This window comes from Arthrobacter sp. 131MFCol6.1 (assembly GCF_000374925.1).
GTDB lineage: Bacteria > Actinomycetota > Actinomycetes > Actinomycetales > Micrococcaceae > Arthrobacter.
The window spans coordinates 12022-31921 of sequence record NZ_KB895550.1; the positions used below are offsets into that span (position 1 = coordinate 12022).

General features: G+C 68.7%; 16 protein-coding genes. 14 read left to right on the top strand and 2 right to left on the bottom strand.

Going from position 1 to position 19900, the window contains the following annotated elements:
- The first annotated feature begins 128 nt into the window (after window positions 1-128).
- From C566_RS0115710 to C566_RS0115730, 5 genes are all read left to right on the top strand, one after another.
- On the top strand, window positions 129-1607 hold the full coding sequence (locus C566_RS0115710) for a CCA tRNA nucleotidyltransferase (protein ID WP_018775307.1): 1479 nt from the start codon (window positions 129-131) through the stop codon (window positions 1605-1607).
- On the top strand, window positions 1608-2192 hold the full coding sequence (locus C566_RS0115715; RefSeq protein ID WP_018775308.1) for a histidine phosphatase family protein: 585 nt from the start codon (window positions 1608-1610) through the stop codon (window positions 2190-2192). It begins immediately after the preceding gene.
- A 746-nt stretch (window positions 2193-2938) separates the two neighbouring features.
- A complete protein-coding gene (locus tag C566_RS23365) occupies window positions 2939-3073 on the top strand; it encodes a hypothetical protein (RefSeq protein ID WP_018775309.1) in 135 nt (44 codons plus the stop codon).
- Window positions 3074-3304: 231 nt separating this feature from the next.
- Window positions 3305-4783 carry a glycosyltransferase family 87 protein gene (locus C566_RS0115725; RefSeq protein ID WP_051082337.1) on the top strand — a complete coding sequence of 493 codons (1479 nt, stop codon included), beginning with the start codon at window positions 3305-3307 and terminating at the stop codon, window positions 4781-4783.
- A complete protein-coding gene (locus C566_RS0115730; RefSeq protein WP_018775311.1) occupies window positions 4780-6228 on the top strand; it encodes a phytoene desaturase family protein in 1449 nt (482 codons plus the stop codon). Before C566_RS0115725 ends, C566_RS0115730 begins: the two co-directional genes overlap by 4 nt.
- Here the strand turns inward: C566_RS0115730 and C566_RS0115735 are convergent.
- Together C566_RS0115735 and C566_RS0115740 are read right to left on the bottom strand one after the other, a co-directional pair.
- Window positions 6225-6953: an ABC transporter ATP-binding protein gene (locus C566_RS0115735; RefSeq protein ID WP_018775312.1), complete on the bottom strand. Its 729-nt coding sequence runs from the start codon at window positions 6951-6953 to the stop codon at window positions 6225-6227. The genes C566_RS0115730 and C566_RS0115735 overlap by 4 nt on opposite strands.
- 41 nt (window positions 6954-6994) lie before the next feature.
- Window positions 6995-8104: an FtsX-like permease family protein gene (locus tag C566_RS0115740; RefSeq protein WP_018775313.1), complete on the bottom strand. Its 1110-nt coding sequence runs from the start codon at window positions 8102-8104 to the stop codon at window positions 6995-6997.
- A 196-nt stretch (window positions 8105-8300) separates the two neighbouring features.
- On the opposite strand from C566_RS0115740, the gene C566_RS0115745 reads away from it, so the two are divergent.
- From C566_RS0115745 to C566_RS0115785, 9 genes are all read left to right on the top strand, one after another.
- Entirely contained in the window at window positions 8301-9728 is a 1428-nt protein-coding gene (locus tag C566_RS0115745; RefSeq protein WP_018775314.1) for a sensor histidine kinase, read from the top strand.
- The gene (locus tag C566_RS0115750) at window positions 9725-10381 is read left to right on the top strand and encodes a response regulator (RefSeq protein ID WP_018775315.1); all 657 of its coding nucleotides are present in this window, start codon (window positions 9725-9727) and stop codon (window positions 10379-10381) included. The genes C566_RS0115745 and C566_RS0115750 overlap by 4 nt, the downstream gene beginning before the upstream one ends.
- A gap of 76 nt (window positions 10382-10457) precedes the next feature.
- On the top strand, window positions 10458-12491 hold the full coding sequence (locus C566_RS0115755) for a penicillin-binding transpeptidase domain-containing protein (protein WP_026266753.1): 2034 nt from the start codon (window positions 10458-10460) through the stop codon (window positions 12489-12491).
- 35 nt (window positions 12492-12526) lie between these two features.
- Complete coding sequence (locus C566_RS0115760) at window positions 12527-14209, top strand: ABC-F family ATP-binding cassette domain-containing protein (RefSeq protein ID WP_018775317.1); 1683 nt, start codon at window positions 12527-12529, stop codon at window positions 14207-14209.
- A gap of 119 nt (window positions 14210-14328) precedes the next feature.
- The gene (locus C566_RS0115765; RefSeq protein ID WP_018775318.1) at window positions 14329-15102 is read left to right on the top strand and encodes a DeoR/GlpR family DNA-binding transcription regulator; all 774 of its coding nucleotides are present in this window, start codon (window positions 14329-14331) and stop codon (window positions 15100-15102) included.
- A complete protein-coding gene (locus C566_RS0115770; protein WP_018775319.1) occupies window positions 15099-16301 on the top strand; it encodes an MFS transporter in 1203 nt (400 codons plus the stop codon). Before C566_RS0115765 ends, C566_RS0115770 begins: the two co-directional genes overlap by 4 nt.
- A gap of 93 nt (window positions 16302-16394) precedes the next feature.
- On the top strand, window positions 16395-17891 hold the full coding sequence (locus C566_RS0115775; RefSeq protein WP_018775320.1) for a bifunctional phosphatase PAP2/diacylglycerol kinase family protein: 1497 nt from the start codon (window positions 16395-16397) through the stop codon (window positions 17889-17891).
- A 150-nt stretch (window positions 17892-18041) separates the two neighbouring features.
- A complete protein-coding gene (locus tag C566_RS0115780; protein WP_018775321.1) occupies window positions 18042-18983 on the top strand; it encodes an ABC transporter ATP-binding protein in 942 nt (313 codons plus the stop codon).
- Window positions 18984-18986: 3 nt separating this feature from the next.
- Window positions 18987-19871, top strand: coding sequence for an ABC transporter permease (locus C566_RS0115785; RefSeq protein WP_018775322.1), 885 nt, complete (start codon window positions 18987-18989; stop codon window positions 19869-19871).
- The last annotated feature ends 29 nt before the right edge of the window (window positions 19872-19900 follow it).

Genomic DNA, 19900 nt, shown 5'->3' on the forward strand with positions numbered 1-19900 from the left:
CATGGCCGGAAAGTGGACGGCCGGGAAAGTCGGCCCGCGCCGGTTCGTGCGCGATCGTGACGAACCCGCCGGATCCTTGGGGGTTCCGGTGTGGTGCTGGCGCGGTTTTCTGACAAGCTTAAGTAACTATGGCGCACGCACATCACAAGACTGACTCCCACACCGTTTCTTTCCAGGTGGATCCGGTGGTTCTGGAGCTCGGGCAGCGCTTCGTCGACGCCGGCCACGAGCTGTCCCTGGTGGGCGGGCCCGTCCGTGACCTTTTTCTTGGCCGGGTCTCGCCCGACCTGGACTTCACCACTGACGCCACTCCGGACCAGACGGTTGCCCTGATCAAGAGATGGGCGGACAACTACTGGGAGATCGGGCGCGCCTTCGGCACCATCGGGATGCGCAAGGACGACTTCCAGATCGAAATCACCACCTACCGGGCCGACGCCTACGATCCGGAGTCCCGCAAGCCTGTAGTGGCCTTCGGAACATCCCTGACGGATGACCTGTTGCGGCGGGACTTCACGATCAACGCCATGGCCCTGCGGCTGCCCATGCTGGAGCTCGTCGATCCCTTCGGCGGCGTCCGCGACCTGCACGCCTCGATCCTCAACACGCCGGGGCCGCCGGAAACGTCCTTCTCCGATGACCCCCTGCGCATGATGCGCGCCGCGAGGTTCGCGGCCCAACTGGGCGTGTCGCTGCACGCCGAGGTCCGCGAGGCCATGGTCCGGATGGCGGAACGGATCAGCATCATCTCGGCCGAACGCGTGCGTGATGAACTGATCAAGCTCATCTGCGCCGCGCAGCCCCGGGCCGGCGTGGACCTGCTGGTCGATACCGGACTCGCGGACCTGGTCCTGCCGGAAGTCTCGGCCCTGCGCCTGGAATCCGATGAACACCACCGCCACAAGGACGTCTACCAGCACTCGCTCCAGGTCCTGGAACAGGCAGCAGCGCTGGAGTCGAAGGCGGACGGCCCGGTTCCCGGCCCCGACTTTGTGTTGCGGTTCGCGGCCCTGATGCACGACGTCGGCAAGCCGGCCACGCGCCGCTTTGAACCGGGCGGCGCAGTGAGCTTCCGCCACCACGACATGGTGGGCGCCAAGCTGACCGCCAAGCGGATGAAGGCGCTGCGCTTCGACAATGACACCATCAAGGCCGTGGCCAGGCTCGTGGAGCTGCACATGCGCTTCTACGGCTACGGTGAGGCCGGCTGGAGCGATTCCGCGGTCCGCCGCTACATCACCGACGCCGGGCCCCTCCTGGAGCGCCTGCACCGGCTCACCCGCTCCGACGTCACCACCCGGAACCAGCGCAAGGCGGACCGGCTGTCCTTCGCCTACGACGACCTCGAGGACAGGATCGCGGCGCTGCGGGAGCAGGAATCCCTCGACGCCGTCCGCCCCGACCTGGACGGTGGCCAGATCATGGCGCTCCTTGGTCTCAAGCCCGGTCCCGTGGTGGGCCGCGCCTACAAATTCCTGCTGGAAGAACGCATGGAGCACGGCCCGCTCGATCCCGCCGTCGCCGAATCCCGCTTGCGGGACTGGTGGGCGGCACAGCCCGAGGCGGCGCCCGCCGGCGCCGAACTTTCCACCACTGAGGAGTCCTAAGTGATTGCACCATCCAACGGCCCCCGCCCCCAACTGTGGATCCTGCGGCACGGTGAAACAGAGTGGTCGAAGAGCGGGCAATACACCGGGCTCACGGACATGCCCCTCACGGTGGAAGGCGAGCAGCAGGCCGTAGAGGCGCGCAGGGTGCTCGAGACTGTCGACTTCGACCTCGTGCTGACCTCACCCCTGCGCCGTGCCCGGCGGACCGCCGAACTCGCCGGCTACCCCGACGCCCAGCTGGAGCCGCTCGCTGTGGAATGGGACTACGGCGACTACGAGGGCATCAGCTCGGACCTCATCCGCAAGGACAACCCCGAATACCTGATCTGGACGCACGGCGTGCCCAACGGTGAAGCACTCGACGACGTCGCCGCCCGGGCGGACAAGATTGTGGCCCGGGTGCTCGAATCGGGCCTGGACAATGTGCTGATCGTCGCGCACGGGCATTTCTCCCGCATCCTGACGGCCCGGTGGCTCGGGCTGGACCCCCACGAGGGCCGGCATTTCGTGTTGGGGACTGCCAAAGTCTGCACGCTGGGATGGGATAAGAAGACGCCGGCAATCGTGCGCTGGGGACTCTAAAACCGGTTTTTAAAACAAAGTCGAAAAAAGTTTATGAATTCGGTAGGCAACTGCCGCATTCGTAGTGTATTTTTATTTCTGACCCCAGGGCGACTTGCCGGGGTCACGGCGCGCGTCGCCCGGCCAGTCAGCCGGAGCCACGGCAGAACAGAAAAGGAGGTTGGGAAAATGATGATTACTTTGACTAGCGGATGGATGTACTCCACCACCGCCAACCCGGCCTCGTTCGCTGTGCCGCGCCCAAATGTCGGACTGACTGTTTCCTGACCGCTTTCCCGTCCCAGGTAATGCACCCTGGGGCCGGCGGCAGCTGGCTTCCTCAACGGAAAGCTTAGAGACGGCAGCCTGAACAGGCGGAACCACGCGGTTGCGCAGACTCCCCATAGTTCGGAACCCAGCTTCTTGTTGGGGTTTCGGCGCCACCGCGTCCAGGGGCCATTCTCCATCGAATAACTTCTTCCTATCCGGAATTCCGGCCTAATTAAAGCCCGGGATTTCTCGGCTAATTGTCGCACCCGGAAACGGCTATTCGAATTCAATTCGGCTAAGGCTCTATTTGTCGCGCCCAAAAAATGCGTCCGCCCGTTTTCATCCGGCCATTCCTGCTGCCGCTCGTTAGACCAGGGCGCGCAATCCCCCACCAACGAAAGGTCCTCGTGACTACCGCAACCACCGCTCCAACCCACCGCACAGCCCCAGCCGCCACAAAGGCGCATCGGTCAAGTCCCCGAAGGGAGGTGAGAACCATGATGAGCAAGCTCTATACGGTCCTGTTCCGAATGCTGGCACGCAGGGAGTCAACCCGCTTCAACGGCCAACTCCTGGACCAACGGCGGGACGATGCCTTCCTCGTAATGCATCAGGCCGGCCTGATTCGCTGAATCCCTGATCTGCTGACTGCCGGATACTTCCGTTTCGGGCAGGACTGTCCGCAGCGAAGGAGGACCTGATGACTGACCTTGGAACCGATCCCTGGGAGCCCGTGCGTCGACGCACGGGCTCCCCCTTCTAAGCCTCCCGTTACGACCCGCCGTTGGGGCGGCCGGCGATACGACGTGCCAGCGAAGGCAGCGGCGCGGCATGGGGCAATGGCCCCCGGTAAGCTCAAGGTCATGCAGGAGACAAAGCCGCCGGAGCACAAACGGGTCCGATTGGTCATCCCGAGCCGCAGCGACCCTTTTCTCCGAAACTTCACGGAACTGGTAGGCGGTCCTTTGGGACGCCGTTCGGCGCCCGGGATCGTTTCGCCGGGGTTCTTTACGGTGGAACGCGTTCTGGTGATCCTCACGGTCGTCGCCGCCCTGGCCGGGATTCTGCTCAAGAACTTCTGCCGCACCAACGGCTGGGAAACCCCCGGGCAGTTCTACGCCACGTGCTACTCGGACTTCCCGGAGCTGTTCCGCAACCGCGGCCTCGGTGATGGCGCCTTCCCCTTCATCACCCAGGGAAGTCTCTTCGAGTACCCCGTGCTGATGGGGTTCATCGCGGGTGCCACCGCACTTCTGGTGCCCGGCGCCGGCACCGACGATCCCCGCGTCCTTGGCTACTTCGACGTCAACGCCACGCTGATCGCCGCCGTCTGGATCATCACGGTGCTGGCCACGGCACGGACGAACCGCCGGCGGTCCTGGGACGGGGCGATGGTTGCCCTCGCCCCCGGCATTGTCCTGGCGGGCGTCATCAACTGGGACATGTGGGCCGTGTGCATGCTGGCTCTTGGCATGTACTTCTTTTCGCGGAACAAGCTCGTCCTAGCCGGAATCTTCATCGGCCTGGGCACGGCCACCAAGCTCTACCCGCTGTTGATCCTCGGCGCCGTCCTGCTGCTGGCGCTCCGGAGCGGACGCATCCGGGCGCTCTTTATCACGGCCGGTGCCGCAACCGCAGCCTGGCTGGCGGTCAACGTCCCGGTAGCCGCGACGAACCCGGAAGGCTGGAAGTACTTCTACCAGTTCACGCAGGAGCGGCCGGCGGGCTACAGCTCGCCCTGGTTCGCCTACAACCTGGTGGCCGCCCGGCTGGGCTGGAATCCGCTTGAGGCCGAGGCCATCAACTCCCTGGCGCTTGACCTGTTTCTCCTGGCCTGCATCCTGATTGCGGTCCTGGCACTGACAGCACCCCGCCGGCCGCGGATCGCGCAACTGGCGTTCCTGATCGTGGCCGCGTTCATCCTGACCAACAAGGTGTACTCGCCCCAGTTCGTGTTGTGGCTGATCCCCCTGATCGCCCTCGCCCGGCCCCGCTGGCGTGACTTCGTCATCTGGCAGGCCATCGAGGCGCTGCACTGGGGCGCCATCTGGATGTACCTCGGCCAGGCCACCAGCGGCGGCTCGACCCAGCACAACATCGACATGCCCTACTACGTCCTGGCCGTGGTTGCCCACATGTTCGCCACCGCGTACCTGATGGCGCGTGTCGCCTGGGACATCTGGGACCCGTCCTGCGACGTGATCCGCCGCCACCGCATCGATGATCCGCATGGCGGCCCCTTCGACGGTGCCCCGGACTGGCTGAGGATTAATCTCCGCCGGCCTGCGGCGTCCCTAGTGCCGTGGCGGAAGAGTGCCGTGACGGAAGGCCACAGCGCATGACTGACGTCGCCGTCGTCGGTTCCGGCCCCAACGGGCTGGCCGCTGCGGTGACCATGGCGCGGGCCGGACTCAAAGTCCACGTGTTCGAGGCCGCCGGGACGCCCGGCGGCGGGCTGCGCACCGCCGAACTGATGGAGCCCGGCCACTTCCACGACGTCTGTTCGGCCGTTCACCCCATGGTTCTGGCCTCACCCTTTTTCCGCCGGTTCGAGCTGTCCAGGCGCGTGCCCCTGGAGGTGCCCGAGCTCTCCTACGGATCCCCGCTCGACGGCGGCCGCGCGGCACTGGCCTACCGTTCCCTGGACCGCACTGTTGCGGAACTCGGGCGGGACGGCGCCGCCTACCGCCGGCTCATGGAGCCCCTCGTGCGGCGGGTGGAGGGCGTCGCGGACCTGACCCTGAACCAGTTGCTGCGGATTCCGGCAGATCCCGTGGCTGCCGCCGCGTTCGGCCGCCGCGCGCTCGAACAAGGCTCGCCGCTGTGGAATGTGAGGTTCAGCCAGGACCTGGCTCCCGCACTGCTGAGCGGCGTCGCCGCGCATGCCGTGGCGCCGCTGCCCTCGATCACCGCGGCTGGCGCCGGGCTGATGCTGGGCGCCTTGGGCCATGCCGGCGGCTGGCCGGTTCCGCGCGGCGGATCGGCCGCGATTGCCCGGGCACTGACCGCCGACATCGAAGCCCATGGCGGCGTGGTCGAGACCGGGAGGCGGATCACATCGTTCGCGGAGCTGCCGCCGGCCCGGGCCACGCTGCTGGATGTGGCGCCCCCCGCGCTGCTGCACCTGGCAGAGGGCATGCTCCCGGCACGCTACCGGAGCGCCCTGGCGTCCTTCCGCTTCGGGAATGCCTCGTGCAAGGTCGACTTCATCCTCTCCGGACCGGTGCCGTGGGCGGCGGACGGCCTCGCCGACGCCGGCACGGTGCACGTGGGCGGCACCCGAGCGGAAACCGCTGAAGCGGAGCGCCAGGTTGCCTCCGGACGGCACCCGGACCGGCCCTACGTTCTGGTGTCCCAGCCCTCGCGTTTCGATGCCGGCCGCGCGCCGGCCGGCCGGCACATCCTCTGGACCTATTGCCACGTTCCGGCCGGTTCCACCGTGGACATGAGCGATGCGGTCATGGCGCAACTGGAGCGCTTCGCGCCCGGGTTCCGGGATTTGGTGGTGCAGTTCAAGGTGACCACGGCAGCAGGGCTGGCGGCGTATGACGAGAACTTCGTCGGTGGGGACTTCGGCGCCGGCCGCATGGACCTTTGGGGCATGCTGCGCCGGCCGGTGCTGAGCCCGGTTCCCTGGCGGACGCCGCTGCCAGGGGTGTACTTGTGCTCGTCATCCACCCCGCCCGGTCCCGGCGTCACCGGGATGCCCGGCTTCCACGCCGCCCGGCATGCCCTCAAGGACATGTTCGGTCTCGGCGTCCCTGACCTCGGGTACCGGTCCCCCTAGCCCCGGCGCGGCGCCGCAGCGGCCCCCGTCGCCGCCATGGCGGACAGCCGTCCGTCGCGCATGCTCGCGACGGCGTCGGTGAGCGGGACGAAATCAGTGTCGTGGGTGACCATGACCGTTGCCACGCGGAACTCGTCGGTGACCCGCCGCAGCAGCCGGATGATCGCTTCGCTGCGCTGGTGGTCAAGGGCCGCGGTCGGCTCGTCCACGAGCAGCACGGAAGGGTCTCCCATGAGTGCCCGGGCAATGTTGACGCGCTGGCGCTGACCGCCGGAGAGCTGGTGGGGCCGCTTCGCCAGGGCGTGCCCGAGACCCACAAGATCCAGCAGAGCCGCGGCGCGTTCCCCGGCCGCCAGGGCCGTCCCGCCGCGCAGGCGCTGGGTGATCACGAGCTGCTCCACCGCGGTGAGGGAAGGCAGGAGGTTGGGCTGCTGGAAGATGATGCCGATCTTGTCCCGCCGCAGTGTGGTGCGGCCCGAGTCGGGCAATCCGCCGGCGTCCTCGCCGTCGACCACCACCAGGCCGGCGCTGGGCCGGACGAGGGTGGCGGCGACAGCCAGCAGGGACGACTTACCGGACCCCGAGGGGCCGATCAGGGACACGAATTCGCCTGCGTGCACCTTGAGGCTCACGTCGTCCAGGGCCTTGAGGGTGCCGTCTCCGTCCGGGTACTCCAAGGTGACGTTGACGAGGTTCAGGGCGGTGTTGCTGAAGGTGGGGTTCACAAGATATGCCTTTCTGGGAATATATGGGCGGCCGGAGCTGTTCAGTTGCCGCCGAGTGCGATGAGCGGATCGACGCGGGCGACGCTGCGGACCGCGAGGGCTGCGCCGGCCAGGCCCAGGAGCACGATTCCGGCGACGGGCAGCAGCGTTGTCCAGGGCGTAAGGAGGAACGGCGCCGCCTGGGACGCGAGGACCCCGCCGGCCACGCCGGCCAGCCCGCCGGCCGCTGCGCCGGCCAGCAGGACCAGGGCTGCCTGCGCCATGGCGTCCCGGAGGATGTAGCGTGCGGACCCGCCGAGTGCCTTCAGGACGGCGATGTCCCTTGTGCGCTGGACCGTCCAGACGGTCAGGAAGGCCACAATCACGAGGGCTGAGATGCCGTACAGGAAGGCCTGCATGAGCAGCAGCGAGCCGTTCTCGCTCTTGTAGGAGCCCAGGGCCTGGAAGGATCCGTCGATCGTGGTGCTGACGGTTCCCGCGGCGGTGTTGGCGGCACCGAGATCCACGCCTGTTCCGGACGTGGAGTCAAACGTCACGGCCAGCACCGTCGCGGCGCCCGCGGATCCCGCGTCTTGGATATGTGCCAGCTTCTGCCAATCGGCCAGCGTGGTCCACACGACTCCGGTGTGTGAATACCACTGCTCCGGCACGACGGCCGTCACAACGAGGTCGGTGCCGCCCACCGAGGCGTGGCTGCCGATGCTGAGCTCCAGGTCCTCCGCCAGTCCGGCTCCGACAGCGATGGTTCCCTCGGCCAGAGGAGCCGGAGCCAGGCCGGCGCCCGGCTCGGTGCCGAACACCGCAACGCTGGCCGTGCGTGCCGGCATGCCGCCGTCGCCCAGTGCCTGGAAGCGGCTCTGGCTGATCCCTAGGGCGTCGGCCCGGGCGACGCCCTCGCGCGCCGTCCATTGACTCTGTTGGGCGCGCGTGACTTCGGATTCCGTAAATGAGGCCTTGGGCGCGCTCCCGGCCGGGGCGCCGAAGACCAGCTGGTCGGCCGGGAGGGCGGCGAGGGCCGACGTCGACTGGTTCCCGAGTCCGGCCGTCAGTCCGGAAAGCATGACGAGCAGGAGGGTAATGAGGGCGACGACGGCGCCCATCAGGGCGAACCGTCCCTTGGCAAAGCGGATATCGCGGATAGCGAGATACATGGTGTCCCTTTTTGTGGAGTTTGCGGCGTTTGTGGCGTTGCTTCCAGCCTTCCCTCCGCCGGGCTCCGGGGCATCGGCCGCCCGGTTGGACCGTCGGCACCGTGCGGTCGGACCTGCGATCAACCAAAAGGTTGATTCCGCCGGGGGCGGGCAGTTTTCCGCAGGAGCCCCGCCGCACCGGCACTACGCTGGAAGCATGGAGGGCGACGCCGGCAACACGGTCCACAACGGCACAGGTCACACCGGCACAGGTCACACCGGCACAGGTCACGCCGGCGCTGGGCATGCCGGCGCACCGGCCCCGGGCACGGAGCCCACCGGGGCGGCCGTCATCCTGCGCGTCCTTCGCGTGAGCCTGCACGTTGGCTTCGCGGTGCTGCTCCTGGTGGCGCTGGTCCGGCTCCTGGCCGGCGGAATCACGGGCCAGGACTGGATCACCCTGCTGCTGGCCCTGCTGCTCGCCGCCTTCTACCTCGTGGGCACCGTCCTGGAGAAGCGGCACGCCGCCCACCGGACCCGGTTCGATCCGCGGCCCTACTCGGCCTGGTGGCTGGGCGGCGTCAGCCTCCTGTGGCTGCTGCTGATCTGGACCAGCGCCGACTTCGTCTGGCTGGCCTTCCCGCTGTTCTTCCTGCAGTTGCACGTGCTCCCGCGCCGGCTGGCACTGCCGGCGATCGCACTCAGCACCCTTTTCGTCATTGGGGCGCTCTGGTTCCACAACGGCGTTGGCGCACCCTCGGGGCAGGCCGCCGCGGAGCCGGCCAGCGTGGCGCCGCAGCTGCCCATGGTGCTAGGGCCCGCGTTCGGCGCGGCCTTCGCTGTGGTCACGGGGCTGGCCTACCGGGCGCTGTTCCTGGAGGCGGAAAACCAGCGGCTGGCGGCCGAAGAGCTCCGCCGGACCCGTGCCGAACTCGCCCGGACCCAGCACAACGCCGGCACCCTGGCCGAGCGCACCCGGCTGGCCCGCGAAATCCACGACACCCTCGCCCAGGGCCTGTCCAGCATCGTGCTGATGGGGCGCGCGGCCGAGAAGGCCCTGGACGACGGCGAACCCGCCGTGGCACGGGAAAGGCTCCGCGTTGTCCGGGACACGGCCGCCGCCAATCTGGCAGAGGCCCGCAACTTCGTCCGGGCCCTCCAATCCCCCGATCTCGAGGACGGCTCCCTCGTGGCCGGACTCCTCCGGCTGTGTGAACAGACCGAGGCGGAGACCGCAGCGCGGGGCACCGGGCTGCGCTGCCGCCTCGACGTCGAAGGTGTGCCGGCGGAACTCCCCGCCGCCCACCAGACGGTCCTGCTCCGGGCCGCCCAAGCGAGCCTGGCCAACGTGCGGGCCCATGCGCAGGCGGGCACCGCCGTCGTCACCCTTTCCTTCCTGGGCCAGGACGTGGCCATGGACATCTACGACGACGGCACCGGATTCGACCCCTCGGCCTTGCCGGCCCGTCCGGACGGATCCGGCTACGGGCTGACGTCGCTGCGGGACCGCGTGGCCGCCCTCCACGGCCAGTTGGACATCGAGTCTGCCCCGGGCGAGGGAACAGTTGTGGCCATCCGGCTGCCACTGGGCCAAGCACCCGGACCCAACGCCGCCCCGGCGCCGGCCAGCGGGGACCGAAAATGAACAACATCCGGGTGTTCCTGGTGGACGACCACCCCGTGGTCCGGGCCGGGCTGCGGGCGATGCTGGGTGATCTGGAAGGCATCACCGTGGTGGCCGAGGCAGCCGACGGCGGCGCCGCCCTGGCCGGGCTGGCCAGGCTCCACACCCTGGGCGAGCCCGCGGACGTGGTGCTCATGGACCTGCAGATGGGCGCGGGCATGGACGGAGTCACCGCCACCGGCCGGATCAAGGCAGGAGAGGCCGGCGAGCCGGCGCCTCCGGTGCTCATCCTCACCACCTATGATTCCGACGCGGACATCCTGGCCGCCGTCGAGGCCGGGGCCAGCGGCTACATGCTTAAAGATGCCCCGCCGGAGCAGATCCGCCAGGCGGTGCTCTCCGCCGCGGCCGGCGGCACCGCGCTGGCCCCCGAGGTCGCGGCCCGGCTGATGGGCCGGATCAGGAATCCGGAGCCTGCCCTGTCCGCCCGCGAGATCCAGCTGCTCGGATTGCTGGCCACCGGGATGGGAAACCGGGCGATCGCGAAGCAGCTGTTCATTTCCGAGGCCACGGTCAAGACGCACCTGGTGCACATCTACGGCAAGCTTGGCGTGGACAACCGCACTGCCGCGATCGCCGTGGCAGCGCAGCGCAGGATCATCCGGCGGCCCTAGGCGTGCCCGGCGCCGGAGTCCGTTCCGGCGTTATGTGACAACGGAGTTGTCAGTGGTCCGGGGCATAATGGGCGCCATGGGGAACTCATCAAAACTTGCGCTGGCCCTTGTGGGCCTGGTTCTTGGCGGCTCGCTGGTCGCCTGCAGCGACGGACGTGCCGGCGCCGAAAGCGCTGCCAAACAGCTCGCCTCCGCGGTGTCCGCGCTCGACGTCGGATCCGTCGCCTTTGAGGGCAAAGACTCCGGCGCCGCCAACGACCAGCTCAAGGAAATATTCAAAGGGCTCGACCCGGCCCGTCCCGCAGTGGAAAGCGGCCAACTGACGCTGGAGTCCGACAAGGCCACGGTCCCGCTCAACTACAGCTGGAAGATCGGCTCCGAAGAGTGGAAGTACACCACCTTCGCCGAGTTCAAGAAGTCCGGCGACAAATGGCTGACGGTCTGGAACCCGGCCACCTTGGTCCCCGAACTGGCCGAAGGCGAGCTCGTCAGCTCGGCAACCCATTCCCCGTCGCGTGCCGACATCCTGGGCGCCGGAGGGGTCCCGCTGGTCACGTACCGGCCCGTGGTCAATGTTGGCATCGACAAGCCCACACTCGGCGGCGCAGACCCCGCCGACTCCGCCACCAAGCTGGCCCAACTCGTGGGGGTCGACCCTGCGGCGTACGGCCAGCAGGTCGCGGCGGCCGGACCCGAGGCGTTCGTTGCCGCCATCACTTTGCGCGAAGAAGGCCGGACCATCACCGACGCCCAGATCGGCGAGATTCCCGGCGCCCGTGCCATCCAGGACTCCCTTCCGCTGGCACCAAACCGCACCTTCGCCCGCGCCCTGCTGGGTACGGCCGCGGAGGCGAATGCGGAACAGATCGAGAAATCGAACGGGGCACTCAAGGCCGGGGACACCACGGGCACCGGTGGTCTCCAACAGCAATACGACGCGCAGCTTCGCGGCAGCGACGGCATTCAGGTCCTCGCCGGGAAGGCAGGCCTCACCGACGCCGAAAAGCAGGCTTTGCCCAATGAGGGACGTCGCGTACTTTTCCAGAGTGAAATACAAGAAGGCACCCCGCTGAAAACCACCCTGGACCCGAAGCTGCAGCAGCTCGCGGAAGACGTCCTCGGCAAGGTCGGCCCGGCGTCGGCCATTGTGGCGCTCCGGCCCTCCAGTGGCGCCGTCCTGGCGGCCGCCTCCGGGCCGGGCAGCAACGGCTACGACACCGCGATGCTGGGACAGTATGCCCCGGGATCGATCTTCAAGATGGTCGATTCCCTGGCCATGTTCCGCAACGGCATGACGCCCGACTCCAAGGTGGACTGCCCGGCCACCCTGACGGTGGACGGCCGAACCTTCAAGAACGCCGAGGGATACCCTGAGTCCTCCCTGGGCTCCGTGACGCTGCGCGACGCCTTTGCGCACTCCTGCAACACAGCGTTCATCAACGCCCGCGACACCGTCAGCCAGGCACAGCTCGAATCCGCCGCGACCTCGCTGGGCGTGGCAGTTGAAGCACCCGCGCTCGGCGCGGCCGCATTCCTCGGCTCCGTCCCCGGGGGTGCCGAAGGAACCGAACATGCCGCCTCCATGATCGGCCAGGGCAAAGTGCTCCTGTCCCCCCTGGCCGCCGCCGTCATGGCCGGCTCGGTGGCCAAGGGAGCCCCGGTGGCTGCCCAGCTGGTGTTGAATCCGAACGAGGGCGTCAGTTCCCCGGATGCCGAGGGCGCCGCCCCCACGGGCACGGGTCCAACCGGCGCGTCGCCCGCTACCCCGCCCTCCGGTGACGCGACGGCGGACACGGCGACGCCGTCCGCCCCAGCACCGGCCGCGGCCGCCGAAAAGCCGGTAACTGCAGCGGAAGCCGCGGCGCTGGCTGACATGATGCGGGCCGTCGTCACCAGCGGGCACGCCGGGTTCCTGGCCTCCGTCCCGGGTGAGCCAGTCGGCGCGAAGACCGGAACGGCCGAGTTCGGCAACGACACCCCGCCCAAGACCCACGCCTGGATCGTGGCCGTGCACGGTGACCTCGCCGTCGCCGTGTTCGTCGAGGACGGCGGACTCGGGGCCACCACCTCCGGGCCGCTGCTCAAGGAGTTCCTCACCCGGGCCGGCTGAGCGGACGCTTTCCCGGCCGTGGGAAGATTGAACGCGTGGCTCATATTGACGTATCCGGCATCGACTACTTCCTCTCCGACGGCACCCAGCTGCTCAACGGGGTGACCTTCAAGGTCCCGGACGGTACCAAGACAGCGCTGATCGGGCCCAACGGGACCGGCAAGACCACGCTGTTCCGGATCATTTCCGGGGACCTCGTCCCGGACGAAGGCGTGATCGGCCGCTCCGGCAACATGGGGATCATGCGACAGTTCGTGGGCCAGGTCCGGGACGACTCCACGGTCCGCGACCTGCTGGTCTCCGCCGCCCCGCCCGCCCTTGCCGCCGCCGCGCGTACCGTCGACGAGGCAGAGCTCGCCATGCTGGAGCACGACGACGAGCCCACCCAGATGGCCTATGCCCAGGCGATCGTGGACTGGGGGGACGCCGGCGGCTACGACGTCGAAACCGTCTGGGACGAGGTCTGCATGGCCGCCCTCGGCCTGCCGTTCGACCGGGCACAGCACCGCCCGGCGTCGAGCCTCTCCGGCGGCGAGCAGAAGCGTCTGGTCCTCGAGGCCCTCTTCGCCGGCCCCGACGAACTGCTGCTCCTCGACGAGCCGGACAACTACCTCGATGTTCCGGGCAAGCGCTGGCTCGAGGCCAAATTGAACGACTCGAAGAAGACCGTGTTCTTCATCAGCCACGACCGCGAACTGCTCAACAACGCAGCAGGCCGCATCGTCACGCTGGAACCGGGCATCAACGGCGCCGGCGCCTGGATCCACGGCGGCGGCTTCGGCTCCTACGTGGACGCCCGGGCCGACCGGAACGCGCGCTTCGAGGAGCTGCGCAAGCGCTGGGACGAGGAGCACGTCAAGCTCAAGGAACTCGTCAACATGTACAAGAACAAGGCCGCGTTCCGTTCCGACATGGCCAACCGTTATCACGCGGCGCAGACCCGGCTCGCGAAGTTCCTCGAGGCCGGCCCGCCCGAGGCCCTGCCGATCGAGCAGAACGTGCAGATGCGGCTCAAGGGCGGGCGCACCGCCAAGCGCGCCGTCGTGGCCGAGAAGCTGGAACTGACCGGCCTGATGAAGCCGTTCTCCACGGAAATCTGGTTCGGCGACCGGGTGGGCGTCCTTGGTTCCAACGGATCGGGCAAGAGCCACTTCCTGCGGCTGCTCGCCACCGGCGGCACGGATCCCGAGCGGGAGCACCTGCCGGTGTCCGACGTCGAGATCGCGGAGGTGCCGCACGAGGGCACCGTGAAACTCGGCGCCCGGATCCGGCCCGGTTTCTTTGCCCAGACCCACGTCCGGCCCGACCTGCTGGGTAAGACCCTGCTTGAAATCCTGCACCGGGGCGACGAGCACCGCTCGGGGATGGGCCGCGAAGCCGCCGCCGGGGCGCTGGACGGCTATGGGCTGGCGGGGCAGTCCGAGCAGAAGTATGAATCCCTCTCCGGCGGCCAGCAGGCGCGGTTCCAGATCCTGCTGCTGCAGCTCTCCGGCGCCACGCTGCTGCTGCTCGACGAGCCCACGGACAACCTGGACCTGCACTCGGCCGAGGCCCTGGAACGGGCGATCGACCACTTCGAGGGCACCGTCCTGGCGGTCACCCACGACCGCTGGTTCGCCCGCACCTTCGACCGGTTCCTGGTTTTCGGCTCCGACGGCAGGGTTTACGAGTCCGCCGAACCGGTCTGGGACGAAAAGCGCGTTGAGCGCGCCCGCTAAGCAACGCGGGGTCAGATACGGCCCATTTCCGGGGCGGTTATGGGCGCTAAGTGACCCCGCGTTGCTGTTTGGGCTACGCAACAAATGATTAAATGATCACAAACCGCTAGCATTTGAGCATGAGCACTGATGAGCGGCACCGCCTGATCGGCGGAATGCTGCGCGAGCGGGAACATGTGACGGTGGACGAGCTGATGGCCGCCTGCGGCGCCTCCGGTGCCACCATCCGCCGTGACCTCGACACACTGGCCGTTCACGGCGTGTTGCGGAGGGTCCACGGCGGAGCCAAGAGCCTGGTTTTCGGCGGTGAAAACCCGCACTACGGGCAACGCGAACTTGAGGACCACACCGCCAAGGTTCAGATCGCCGCAGGGGTGGCGGCCATGCTCGCGGACCGAGGACACCTCTGGCTGGACAGCGGCACCACCGCCACGGAGATCGCGCGCCTTTTGCGCCAGCGGGAGATGACGATCATGCCGATGTCGCTGCGGGCCGTCACCGCGCTGTCCCCGGACGACGGTCCAGCCGGCCGCCGCCCCGAGCTCCTGCTGCCCGGCGGCAGCCTCGTTCCCGGCGAACTGTCGTTCCGCGGGCCCATGACGGAATCCAACATCCGCTCGCTGCGCTTCGACACCGCCGTCGTCACGCCGTGCGCCCTGAACCTCAAGGACGGGCTGTTGGCCCACGACCTCGACGACGCCGCGGTCAAGCGCGCCGGCCTGGAATCCGCCGCCCGGGTGATCGTCGCCTGTGCCGGCGCCAAATGGAACGCCAGCGCCGTCGCCCTCGTCGCATCCCTGGACGCCGTGGATGCCATCGTGACCGACCGACAGCTCAGCGCTGAAGAACTTGACCAACTCGCGCAACACTCGGTGGAAGCAGTGATCGTATGACCAGTACCGCAACCGTCCCGCAACTGAAGGCTGCCACCGGGGCGACTTTCCTTGTCTTCGGGATCAACGGATTAGTCTTCGCCAGCTGGGCAGCCCGCATCCCCGCCGTGACCGAGATCCTGCACATCACCGCGGGCCAGATGGGAACCCTGCTGCTGTGCCTGGCGGTCGGTTCGCTGATCGCCCTGCCGACGGCCGGGTTCGTCGTCGGCCGGATTGGCACCGCCAACACCGTCCGCAGCTCCGGACTGGTGGCTGCGGTGGCCGGTGTCGGCGTCGCGCTGTCACTGATGGCGGCCTCCGTCCCGGGGACTGCCATTGCCCTGTTCTTCTTCGGGATCGGCGTCGGGTTGTGGGATGTTTCGCAGAACATTGAAGGTGCCGACGTCGAACACCGGCTCGGGCGCACCATCATGCCGCAGTTCCACGCGGCCTTCAGCGGCGGCGCGTTCGTCGGCGCCCTGATCGGCGCCGGATTGTCCACCCTGGGGGTCGGGCTCCCGGAGCACCTGCTGGTTATCGCCGCCGTCGTCGCCGTCCTGACCACGGTGGCCCCCCGGTATTTCCTGCCCCATCTGCCTGCCGAGACGCCCGCCGCGGGGGACGCGGACCGCGGCAAGGCCGGTTCGGCCTGGCGGGACGGGCGCACGCTGCTGATCGGCGTCGTCGTTCTCGGCGCCACCCTGACCGAAGGCGCCGGCAACGACTGGATTGCCAAGGCCGCGGTTGACGGCCTGGGCGCCGAACAATCGACCGGGGCGCTGCTGTTCGCCGCCTTCGTGCTGGCCATGACCGCCATGCGCTTCTTTGGTGGCCGTGCGATCGACGTCTACGGCCGCGTGGCCGTGCTGCGCGCCAGCATGGCCGCGGCCACCGCTGGGCTCTGCCTCTTCGTGTTCGCCGGCACCATCTGGCTGGCCGCCGCCGGCGCCGTGCTGTGGGGCGTGGGGGCCGCCCTCGCGTTCCCGATCGGGATGTCCGCCGCGGCGGACGACCCCCGGAAGGCGGCCGCCCGGGTGTCCGTGGTGTCCACACTGGGCTACATCGCCTTCCTCGCCGGGCCGCCCCTGTTGGGCTACCTGGGCGACGTCACCGGCATCAGGACCGCCCTGCTGGCGATCGGGATTCCGATTGTGGTGGCGCTGGTGCTCGCCGGAGCCGCGAAGCCCCTGCCAGCGAAGCCCCTGCCCGCGAGGTAGGTGCCTGCGGGGCAGCTTCCCGCTGGGCAACTGCCCCGCCGCGCCCGCCGGACCCGACCCCCCGCTGGCCGCATCCGGCAGTATGGTGGTCCAATGCGAACCATGCTGAGGAAGGCCCCCGGCCGCCTGTCGAAATTCGACCGCAAACTGGTGCGCGCCGTCTCCAATCTGCCGGGCGGAGGGCATGACGAGTTCTTCCGCCGCCTGTCCGCCGCCGCGAACAAGGGCAAACTGTGGTTCGGCGTCGCCGGAGCCATGGCTCTGGTGCCCGGAAAGACACGCCGGGCAGCGGTGCACGGACTCATCGCGCAGGGCGCGGCCTCGGCGGTCACGAACCTCGTGTTCAAGACCCTCCTGCCCCGGACCCGCCCCCTGCCCGAACACTTTCCGGTCTTCCGCTTCGTGAACCCGCAGCCGACGAGTTCGTCGATGCCGTCGGGCCACTCGGCCTCCGCGGTGGCCTTCGCGCTCGGAGTCGGCATGGTCCGCCCGGCACTCGGGGCGGCGCTGGCCCCTGTCGCGGCCGGAGTGGCCTACTCCCGGGTCCACACCGGGGCCCACTGGCCCTCGGATGTACTGTTCGGTTCCGCGATCGGCGCCGGCGCGGCCATGGTGACGCGGAAGTGGTGGCCCGTCCGGCCGCCGTTCCCGGAAACCCGCCGCAGCGCCGCCCGGGCCGCGGAGCTCCCGGACGGCCAGGGGCTCGGCATCGCCGTCAACACCCTCGGCGGGTCCTATGCTGACGAGACCGTCGACGCCCTGCAAAATGTATTCCCCAAAGCGTATATAAAGGAAATCGGGCCCGACGAGTCCGTCGACGCGGGCATCGCCCACGTCGCGACCCGGCCGGGCATTGCCGCCCTGGGCGTCTGGGGCGGCGACGGGACCGTGGGCGCCGCGGCGGCCGCCGCCGTCGAACGTTCCCTCCCGCTGCTGGTGCTCCCCGGCGGAACGCTGAACCATTTCGCCCGCGACGCCGGGACCCCCACCCTGGCGGATGCCGTGCAGGCGGCGTCGCGCGGCGAAGCCGCCGTGGCCGACGTCGGCCACGTGAGCGTCGAACGCGGGCTCCCCGACAGCCCGGAGCAGCTCGAGCTGATCATGCTCAACACGGCCAGCATCGGCCTCTACCCGAACCTGGTCCGCCGGCGCGAACAGCTCCAGCCGGCGCTGGGTAAACCCCTGGCCGGAGTCGTGGCCATGGTCCGGACCTTCGCGGCCGGGACCCCCACCACGCTGATCGTCAACGGCGTGCGGCACCGGCTGTGGATCCTGTACATCGGCCGCGGCCGCTATTACCCGCGCGACCACGCGCCGCTGGTGCGCCCGGTGCTGGCGGACGGTGTCCTGGACCTGCGGATGATTACTGCCGATGAGCCGTTCGCCCGGCTGCGGCTGATCTGGGCCGTGCTCACGGGCACCGTGGCCACGTCCGGGATCACCCATCTGAGCGAAACGGACCGGATCACGGTGGAACCCGGGAACGGGCCCATGGTCCTCGCCGTCGACGGAGAGGTCATGCCCGGGGTGCGGCACGTCGAATTCACGGTCCGCCCCGGCGCGCTGACCTACTACTCGCCCCTCGGGTGAACCCTGTCATCCTCGCGGACTACCCTGATTCGCCCCTGAATCATCCCTGAGACCGGCGAAATACGCCGCCGGCCTCGGTAGCGTGGTGTGCAGACGGGCCCGTGACTGCGGTGCCCCGGACCATCCCCCGCTACGCAAAGGAACGCTTCCATGATCGAAGCACGAGGCCTGACCAAGGTTTACGGCGACAAGACCGCCGTCGCCGGCGTCAACTTCACCGTCGAAGCCGGCAGGGTCACCGGCTTCCTTGGCCCGAACGGGGCCGGAAAATCCACCACCATGCGCATGATCATGGGGCTGGACCGTCCGACGTCGGGCTCAGTGACGGTCAACGGGTCCCCGCTGACCGGACACGCCGCCCCGCTGCGCGACGTCGGCGCGCTGCTCGATGCCAAGGCCGTCCACACGAGCCGCTCCGCCTACAACCACCTCCTGGCCATGGCGGCGACCCACAGCATCCCGAAGAAACGGGTCCACGACGTCATTGAGATGACCGGACTGGCCGAGGTGGCCAGGAAGAAGGTCGGCGGCTTCTCGCTCGGCATGGGCCAGCGGCTGGGCATCGCCGCCGCCCTCCTGGGCGACCCGCAGACCGTCATCCTGGACGAGCCCGTCAACGGCCTTGACCCGGAGGGCGTGGTGTGGGTCCGCAACCTGGTGAAGTACCTGGCCTCCGAAGGCCGCACGGTCTTCCTTTCCAGCCACCTCATGAGCGAGATGGCCGTCACGGCGGACCACCTGATCGTGATCGGCCGCGGCAGGATCATTGCGGATGCCCCGATCCAGGAGATCATCACCGGCAAGGGCCAGGGCCGCACGCGGGTCCGCACCGACCAGCCGGACCGGCTCATGCAGCTGCTGGCCGGGACCGGCGTCTCGGTGGAGGTCCAGGAGCGCGAACTCCTCGAAGTCACCGGCCTGGACCCGCGGCAGATCGCCACTGCGGCGCTGGAGAACCACGTCATGATCTACGAACTCACCCCGCTGCAGGCCAGCCTCGAGGAGGCCTACATGGAACTGACCAAGGATGAGGTCGAATACCACTCGCTGATCACCACGGGCGCCGTTCCCGTCGAAGCCGGAGGCAACTAAGCCATGAGCTCCACAACCGTTGAATCCACGCCCTCCCGCCGCGGCGCCGACGCACAGCGGTCCGGAAACGGCAGCAGTTCCGGCCCCGGCCCCAGCTTCCTGCGGGTCCTCAACTCCGAATTCATCAAGTTCCGCACCCTGCTTTCCACGCTGATCCTGCTCGGCTCCACAGTGGTGGTCATGGTGGGATTCGGGGCGCTCTCGGCCTGGGGGACGGGCCAGTTCTCCGAGGCCGCAGCCCAGGACCCGCAGGCGGCCGCGACGATCGCGGCGCAGGGCGGAGACCTCGCCGTCGGCGTCCCCACCTCCGGCATCGCCTTTGCCCAGCTGATCCTGGGCTCCCTCGGCGTGCTGCTGATGAGCTCCGAATTCACCACCGGCATGGCGCGGTCCACGTTCGCGGCAGTGCCAAAACGCATCCCCGCTTTCGCGGCCAAGCTCGTGGTGGTGGTGCTGACGTCCTTCGTTGTCACGGCCGCGTCCACCCTGGCCGCCGGGTTCGTCTCCGTGCCCATCCTGGATAACTACGGCCTCGCCCTGGACCTGGGCAGTTCGCAGTCGCTGAAGATGCTCATGGTCAACAGCATCTACGTGGCAGCAGTCGCGGCGATCGGTATGTCCCTGGGCACCCTGATCCGCAACTCGGCGGGCGGCATCATGAGCCTGGTGGGCTTGTTCTTCGTGGCGCCCATCGCCTTCCAGCTCATCCCGGGTGACTTCTTCGTGGAGGCCCGCAAGTACCTGCCCGGCAACACCGTGGAGCCGCTGACCGCGGTGGAGCACCTCCCGGACACGCTTGAAGCCTGGCAGGCCGGCCTGGTGCTGGGCGCCTGGGTTGTGATCCCGGTGCTCCTGGCCGCCATCCTGCTCAAGAGGCGGGACGTCTAGGCCGGCGCCACAGGCACCAGAGTCTAGGC

What these genes read in the sequence shown, in the direction of transcription:
- C566_RS0115785 (WP_018775322.1), top strand. Translation starts at nt 18,987, where the DNA reads ATGAGCTCCACAACCGTTGAATCCACGCCCTCCCGCCGCGGCGCCGAC.
- C566_RS0115745 (WP_018775314.1), top strand. Translation starts at nt 8,301, where the DNA reads ATGGAGGGCGACGCCGGCAACACGGTCCACAACGGCACAGGTCACACC.
- C566_RS0115740 (WP_018775313.1), bottom strand. Translation starts at nt 8,104, where the DNA reads ATGTATCTCGCTATCCGCGATATCCGCTTTGCCAAGGGACGGTTCGCC.
- C566_RS0115750 (WP_018775315.1), top strand. Translation starts at nt 9,725, where the DNA reads ATGAACAACATCCGGGTGTTCCTGGTGGACGACCACCCCGTGGTCCGG.
- C566_RS0115765 (WP_018775318.1), top strand. Translation starts at nt 14,329, where the DNA reads ATGAGCACTGATGAGCGGCACCGCCTGATCGGCGGAATGCTGCGCGAG.
- C566_RS0115730 (WP_018775311.1), top strand. Translation starts at nt 4,780, where the DNA reads ATGACTGACGTCGCCGTCGTCGGTTCCGGCCCCAACGGGCTGGCCGCT.
- C566_RS0115775 (WP_018775320.1), top strand. Translation starts at nt 16,395, where the DNA reads ATGCGAACCATGCTGAGGAAGGCCCCCGGCCGCCTGTCGAAATTCGAC.
- C566_RS0115710 (WP_018775307.1), top strand. Translation starts at nt 129, where the DNA reads ATGGCGCACGCACATCACAAGACTGACTCCCACACCGTTTCTTTCCAG.
- C566_RS0115755 (WP_026266753.1), top strand. Translation starts at nt 10,458, where the DNA reads ATGGGGAACTCATCAAAACTTGCGCTGGCCCTTGTGGGCCTGGTTCTT.
- C566_RS0115770 (WP_018775319.1), top strand. Translation starts at nt 15,099, where the DNA reads ATGACCAGTACCGCAACCGTCCCGCAACTGAAGGCTGCCACCGGGGCG.
- C566_RS23365 (WP_018775309.1), top strand. Translation starts at nt 2,939, where the DNA reads ATGATGAGCAAGCTCTATACGGTCCTGTTCCGAATGCTGGCACGCAGG.
- C566_RS0115780 (WP_018775321.1), top strand. Translation starts at nt 18,042, where the DNA reads ATGATCGAAGCACGAGGCCTGACCAAGGTTTACGGCGACAAGACCGCC.
- C566_RS0115725 (WP_051082337.1), top strand. Translation starts at nt 3,305, where the DNA reads ATGCAGGAGACAAAGCCGCCGGAGCACAAACGGGTCCGATTGGTCATC.